The sequence below is a fragment of the Synergistes jonesii genome (assembly GCF_000712295.1).
Lineage (GTDB): Bacteria > Synergistota > Synergistia > Synergistales > Synergistaceae > Synergistes > Synergistes jonesii.
Genome location: NZ_JMKI01000045.1, coordinates 51,103 through 58,091, shown reverse-complemented (window position 1 = coordinate 58,091; position 6,989 = coordinate 51,103). Strand labels below are relative to the sequence as shown.

Genomic DNA, 6,989 nt, shown 5'->3' with positions numbered 1-6,989 from the left:
ACGCCATCGCACCTATGGCCATGGCCGCGATTATCGAGTTTACGTATGATTCAAAGAGGTCGGCACCCATACCGGCTATGTCGCCGACGTTGTCGCCGACGTTGTCCGCTATGACCGCCGGGTTGCGCGGGTCGTCTTCCGGGATGCCGGCTTCGACTTTGCCGACGAGGTCTGCACCAACGTCGGCCGCTTTGGTGTAGATGCCTCCCCCCACTCGCGCGAAGAGCGCTATGGAGCTCGCGCCGAAGCCGAAGGCCGTGATGACTTCGGGGCTCGGGAAGATATAGTACATGGCGATGACGCCTAAAAGACCTACTCCGACTACCGTCATGCCCATGACGCTGCCGCCGGTGAAGGCGATCTTCAAGGCGTCGTTCATGCCGTGCATGGCGGCGAATGAGGTCTTGCCGTTCGACTTGGTGGCCACTTTCATACCGATAAAGCCCGTCAGACCGCTGCAAAGAGCGCCTGCCACAAAGCACGCCGCGCTGGGAACGTTTATCTTCCACGCAAGGATGGCCGCCACTATGATGACGAATGGGACGAGGGTCTTATACTCCCTGTAGAGGAAGGCCATGGCCCCTCCCTGTATAATGCCGGATAATTCTTTTACCCGCTCGTTCTCCACACGAAAACCGGAGATCTTACACGACGCTGCTGCCGCGAAGAGCAGCGCGATCACTCCCGTCACTCCTACTATCGCTAAAAGATTCATCTTATGTGTGCCTCCTTGATATTTTTGTATATAAAAACTGTGCCCGGCGGACGGGCCGGTACACAGAAATGCCGATATAAAGTGGCGGAGCTTTTACAAAAGCTCCGCTTTCGCCGGCGCCGTACCGCAATAATCAGGCGTGCCGGCTTACAGGGGGATGTTCCCGTGCTTGCGCGCGGGACGCTCTTTTTTCCTGCCCCAAAACATGCGCAGCGTTTGAATGATCTTCATTCTCGATTCGGCCGGCTCGATCACATCCTCGAATTTTCCAAGCTCGGCGGAACGATAGGGGTTTAAGAATTCCTTTTCGTACGCCTGCTTGTACATCTCCCGGGCCGCCGCCGGATCGTCGGCCTGCTCGATCTCATTTTTATAAAGTACCTTTACGGCGGCGTCGGCTCCGACCACGGCGCGCTCGCATGTCGGCCAGGCCATCACGAAATCCGCCTTCATGTCTATGCTGCACATCGCAGGCGTCGCCCCTCCGTAGGACTTTCTGATCGGCATGATGATCTTGGGGACCGTCGCCTCCGCCCATGCATAGAGCATCTTGGCCCCATGCCTGATGATGCCGTCATGCTCCTGGTTGACGCCGGGCAGATATCCCGGGACGTCCACGATCGACAAAAGGGGAATATTGAAGGAGTCGCAGGTCCGGATAAAGCGCGCCGCTTTGCAGGAGGCGTTGATGTCGAGACAGCCGGCCAGGGAGCTGGGCTGATTGGCGACGACGCCGACCGGCATGCCTCCCATGCGAACGAATCCCACCACGATGTTGCGGGCATACATCGGAGAAATTTCAAAAAAGAAATTGTTGTCGGCAAGCTTCGTAATAATGCCTTTCATATCGTAGGATTTGCGCTTGCTTTCGGGAATAATGTCGTTGAACTCTTCTATCCTGCGATTTGCGTCGTCGTTGGTGGCGAAGATAGGCGGCAGTTTCTGGCAGTTATCGGGGAAAAAGCCCAGCAGGCATTTGATCTGTTCGATGCAGTCGTAGTCGTCCCTCGCTACCAAGTTGCAGAGCCCCGATTTGCTGCTGTGTGTCATCGCGCCGCCCAGAGTTTCGAAGTCCACGACTTCGCCGGTCACCTCTTTGATGACGGCAGGACCGGTGATAAAAGCCTTGCTGCTCTTGTCGACCATGACGACGAAATCGGTGAGGGCGGGGGAATAACAGGCGCCGCCCGCGCAGCTGCCCATGATGGCGGAAATCTGGGGGATGACTCCCGAGGCTGTCACGTTGTTATAAAAGACGGTGCCGTAGACCGACGCTCCCGGCCCCTCCTGCAGCCTGCCGCCGCCGGAATCGTTGAGCCCAATGATGGGCGCCCCGACCTCCAGCGCCAACTCTTGCATTCTGGCGAGCTTCAATCCGTGCATTTCGCCCATCGATCCTCCCAGAACGGTGGCGTCCTGGGAGTAGGCGAAGGCTTTTCTGCCGTTGATGAGCCCGTGCCCCGTGACGATACCGTCCGCCGGCGCGTCGACTTTATCCATGCCGAAGCGCGTCGCCCTGGGCTTTACGAACATGTTGTATTCCACGAAGGTGCCGGGATCGAAGAGCAGGTCGATCCGCTCCCTCGCCGTCAGCCTGCCCTTGGCATGCTGCTTGTTGATTCTCTCTTGCCCGCCTTGGAGCATAATGTGTGCTTTTTTATCGAGCATGGTTTGAAGTTTTTGATTCATATGACCATCCTCCCTTTGATTTTTCTGGCGGCCGCCGCTGCGCGGCTCTTCCGCGCGGGGAAATCAAGCGCCGCGCAGAAGAGCCGCGATTTTCGTTAGACTAATCCCTTCCAGGGGCTCAGGTCGAGCCCGCACTTCTCAAACCTTTCGCCAAGGAAGTTGAGCGCGTTCTTATACATGACCTTTTCCATGATGCCCGGCCTGAGGTCCAACTCTTCCCACTGCTTCAGAATTTCGCTGAGTTTGAAGACCCCCCACTCGGAGCCGAAGATGAACTTGTCCTGCAGGCGCCTGTTCATGTCATAGGTCATGCACTGCGGGAAATATTTGGGCCACATGCCGGAGGTTTCGCGCATCACGTTCGTCTTATGCATCGCGACGTGGTTGATGACTTCCGGCCACGGCTCTCCGACGTGCAGCGCGATGATCTTCAGGCGCGGGAAATCCGCGGCGACTTCGTCGACGTCAAGGGGCTGGCAGTAGGTCATGCTGTAAAGCCCGTCGCCGCCGGGGGCGCCGCTGCCCATTCCGGTATAGCCGATGTGGAACTGGACCGGCGCCTCAAGCTGCTGGCAGAGGTCCCACAGCGGATAGAAGCGCCTGTCGTTGACGCGGAATTTCTGAGTGCACTGCTGGAACTTAAGGCCGATCAGCTTCAGTTCGGTGATGGCTCTTTCCGCTTCATGAAGGGCGTTCTGCCCCTGCCAGGGGTCGACCGAGCCCCACGCGCCGAAGAACGCGTCGGGGAACTCTTTCCACAGGCCGTAAACAAAATCGTTGCTGGTGGGCGGTTCGCCCATGCCGCTCGTCGCGTCCCAGGCGACCGGCTGCATCTTTACGCCGTGCGAGCGGGCGTCGTTCGCCATCACTTCGTGTCCTGTCTCGTCGAACTCCGCTTTCAGATCCTCCAGCGTTCCCTTTCCCGACTTACCGACCCAATGGGGCTGGGTGTATTTTCTGGAGGCCAGCATAGCCTTCATTGCCGGCGGATATCCGCCCTTAACGAAGGGATGCGCATGTACGTCGATGATGTGGAATCCTCTTTCTTCAAGCGTCTTTGGGGTTCTGTCTCCTTCAGGTTTGGCCATTGCTCATACTCTCCTTTCAGATTTAATGCAGGAGCATTAAAAATTCAAGCAAAAAATAATGAAAAACGCAGACGGACTAACGATACTTGGCGATGTCGGGATCTCTCTTCTCGCCGAAGGCCTTGCCGCACTCCTTGGCCTCGTCCGTGTTGAAATACATGCCGAGCGCGACGCCCGCCATGGACTGAATGCCCCAGACGGAGGCGCTGTCGGCGTTGAAGGACATTTTCAGCGCCGCCAGAGACGTTGGGCTGGACTTGACGATGGCGTCGACCCATTTGTCGGTCTCTTCCATCAGCTTTTCCGGCGGGACTACCGCGTTGACCAGCCCCATCTGCAGGCACTCGTCGGCGCTATACTTTTTGCACAGATACCAGAACTCTCTGGCCTTCTTCTCGCCGACTATGCGGGCGAGATAGGCGCTGCCGTATCCGGCGTCAAAGCTCCCGACCTTGGGTCCGACCTGCCCGAACTTGGCGGTAGAGGAGGCGATGGTAAGATCGCACACCACCTGGATGACATGGCCGCCGCCGATCGCATAGCCGTTGACCGCCGCCACCACCGGCTTGGGGATGCTGCGGATGGTGTGCAGAAGCTGGGCGAACAGGCTGGGCATCGGCAGCTTTTCAATGGGCTGAGCGTCGGCCTCCGCGTCGCCGGGGGTGCCTCCGATCGTAAACGCGCGGTTTCCCGCCGCAGTGAGGATGACGGCCCCGACTTCCTTGTCCGTCCACGCGCTCTCAAGCGCGGTGATCATCTCGTGCAAAGTGCGATTGGTAAACATATTCATCTTATCCGGTCTGTTGATGGTTATCTTTGCCCGGTCGTTATACTTTTCGTATAGTATATCCTGAAATTCCATGTTTACATCAACCTCCTTCTTCCAGCGGCCGGAGTCCCGGCCGCCCTTTTTAACTTAGGACTTTTTGAACGTTAGATGTCCTAGGACGTCTATTTTGCCTCCCAGCCTCCTCAAACAGCTTAACCTCCCCAGTAAAACCGGCGCTGCCGATGCTTTGTCAGGCCGTAATCACAAAGCATCGGCGTGGGGCGCCGGGCGGTTAGGCTTTGATTATGAAGGCTTCGCTTTCGCCGACGCCGCCGCAGATGGTGCAGAGGCCGTATCCGCCGCCGCGGCGCTGCAGCTCGTAAGCCAGCGTCATCACGAGGCGTCCGCCGGTAGCTCCCGTCGGATGGCCGATGGCGATAGCTCCGCCGTTGATGTTCGTCTTCGCGCGGATGGCTTCGACCTTTGCCGGGTCTTCATCGCCGAGGAGCAATGTCGAGGCGATAGGCATGACCGCGAAGGCTTCGTTGATCTCGATGACGTCCATCTGATCGATCGTCATGCCGGCCTTGGCGAGCACCTTCTGCGCGGCGAATGCCGGTATCGTGGCGATGTACTTCGGATGTCCGGAAGCCTGGGCGTGGGCCACGATCGTCGCCAGCGGCCTCAGCCCGCGGCGCGCGGCCTCACTTTCGCTCATCAGCACGAGCGCGCTGGCGCCGGTGTTGAGCCCGGGGGCGTTGCCCGCGGTGACGGTCGGGCTCTGGTTGACCGTTTTGAGCTTCGCGAGCCCTTCGAGCGTCGTGTCGGGGCGAGGCGGCTGGTCCTCCGAAATCACTATGTCGCCCTTTTTGGTGTGAACGACGTAGGGCTTGATTTCCTCCTTGAATTTGCCGGCCTTGAAGGCTTTCTGGTAATACATCTGGCTGCGATAGGCCCATTCGTCCTGCATCTCGCGGGTGATGCCGTACTGCAGGGCTACCTCTCCGGCCTGTTTCGCGCGGGGCTCGCCGGTGTAGGGGCAGGAGACCACCATGATGTCTTTGAGCAGGACGTCGCCGAGGCGGGTCCCCCAGCGCATGCCCTCGAGAAAGTACGGCACGTTGCTCATGTTTTCGGAGCCGCCGCCGATGGCCACCTTCGCGTCGCCCAGCTCTATCGCGCGCTTGGCCATCGCGATCGCTACCATCGACGAGCAGCAAGCGCGGTCGACAGTGGCCGAGTTGGCCTCGGGGGGCATACCGGCGGCGAGGGATATCTGCCTCGCTATCGAGCGGTTCGCCGTGGGCATGTTGATGCCGATGTATGTCTCCTCCACGTCCGCCGGGTCGACGGCGGCGCGCTCCATGGCCTCTTTCACGACGAACGAGCCCAGGGCCACCGTGTTTTCGCCCTTCATCGGGCCGCCGAATTTGTCAAAGGGGGTGCGTACCGCGGATACTATGACTACCTTTTCCATCTCTGTTTGTCACCTTTCTCTTTTTTCTTTGCTATATGACCTTTTTATCGTGCAGCTCGGCGAGACGCTCGTCCGAGTAACCGATCCGTTTCAACACTTCGTCCGTATCGGCGCCCAGGTTGGGAAGCGGCGCGTAGGTGGGCTCGTGATGCTCCATCTTTATCGGGCAGCCGACGACCGTGAGCTCGCCGACGATCGGATCGGGAATCTTGACCAGCATCTGGCGTTTCGCAGTATGCGGGTCGTGAGCTACGTTTTCCGCGTTCTGCACGGGGCCGCAGGGGAGCCCCTGCGCCATCAAGAGGTCGCAGGCCTCAAGCATCGTCTTGTCGGAGAGCCACTCGTTGATGATCGGGCGGATAAGCGTCTCCATATGGGCGCCGCGGCCGGGGCCAGACTGGATATCCGGGTTTTCGAGCAGTTCCAGATGCCCGATGGCGGTGAGGAATTTCTTCCACATAGATTCGGTCGGCACGATGAGCGCCACGTAGCCGTCCTTGCATTTGAAGGGCCCCCAGGGCGCGATCAGTTTGTCGGGGCCTCTCGTGACGACGTTCCCGGTGAACGCGTAGACGTTGTGCGAACGCTCCGCGAGTGCGATCATGCAATCGTACATCGACACGTCGAAATATTCTCCCTTGCCTGTGCGCAGCTTGTTGACGTAGCCGAGCATCGCCGCGTAGGCCGCGTAGACGCCGGTGCCGGAATCGCCGAGCGCGAAGCCGAGCCATGTCGGCGGTCCCTGAGGGTCGCTCCCGCACGTGTACATGAGCCCCGCCATCGCCTGCGCGATGATGTCGTAGGCCAGGCGCTTCGCGTACGGCCCCTCGTACTTCTTTGAGCGTCCGAAGCCGCTGATGGCGACGTAGATGACTTCCGGGTTGACTTCCTTGATCTTTTCATAGGTGAAGCCGAGTTTGTCCATGAGCCCGGGCTTCACGTTCTCGATGATGATCTCGGTATCTTTGATGAGATCCCAGAGCACGGCCTGCCCCTCCGGCGACTGCATGTCGATCGTGACGCTCTTTTTGCCGCGGTTGAAGCGCGCGAAGTAGCCGCTCTGCGCCCCTCCGGCGTCGTTTTTGAGCATCGGCGCCATCTCGCGCGCCGTGTCTCCGCTTCCCGGGCGTTCGACCTTTATGACCTCCGCGCCTTGGTCGGCGAGCATCATCGTACAGGTCGGTCCAGCGACCTGCTGCTCTATGCCGAGAACCTTTACTCCTTCAAGTATTCCTGCCATGTAAGTGTCTC

6 protein-coding genes are annotated in these 6,989 nt (G+C 59.1%); all 6 read right to left on the bottom strand.

Annotated elements, in window-relative coordinates:
* The coding region (locus tag EH55_RS10755) for a sodium/proton-translocating pyrophosphatase (RefSeq protein WP_037977712.1) at window positions 1–715 on the bottom strand (715 nt) is incomplete at its 3' end.
* Between the two features lie 147 nt (window positions 716–862).
* The gene (locus EH55_RS10750; RefSeq protein ID WP_037977711.1) at window positions 863–2,404 is read right to left on the bottom strand and encodes an acyl-CoA carboxylase subunit beta; all 1,542 of its coding nucleotides are present in this window, start codon (window positions 2,402–2,404) and stop codon (window positions 863–865) included.
* A 95-nt stretch (window positions 2,405–2,499) separates the two neighbouring features.
* The gene (locus EH55_RS10745) at window positions 2,500–3,492 is read right to left on the bottom strand and encodes an amidohydrolase family protein (RefSeq protein WP_051682844.1); all 993 of its coding nucleotides are present in this window, start codon (window positions 3,490–3,492) and stop codon (window positions 2,500–2,502) included.
* A 76-nt stretch (window positions 3,493–3,568) separates the two neighbouring features.
* The gene (locus tag EH55_RS10740) at window positions 3,569–4,354 is read right to left on the bottom strand and encodes an enoyl-CoA hydratase-related protein (RefSeq protein WP_037977710.1); all 786 of its coding nucleotides are present in this window, start codon (window positions 4,352–4,354) and stop codon (window positions 3,569–3,571) included.
* A 199-nt stretch (window positions 4,355–4,553) separates the two neighbouring features.
* Entirely contained in the window at window positions 4,554–5,738 is a 1,185-nt protein-coding gene (locus EH55_RS10735; protein ID WP_037977709.1) for a thiolase family protein, read from the bottom strand.
* 31 nt (window positions 5,739–5,769) lie between these two features.
* Window positions 5,770–6,978, bottom strand: a complete 1,209-nt coding sequence (locus EH55_RS10730) for a CaiB/BaiF CoA transferase family protein (protein WP_051682843.1) — start codon at window positions 6,976–6,978, stop codon at window positions 5,770–5,772.
* Window positions 6,979–6,989: the final 11 nt, after the last annotated feature.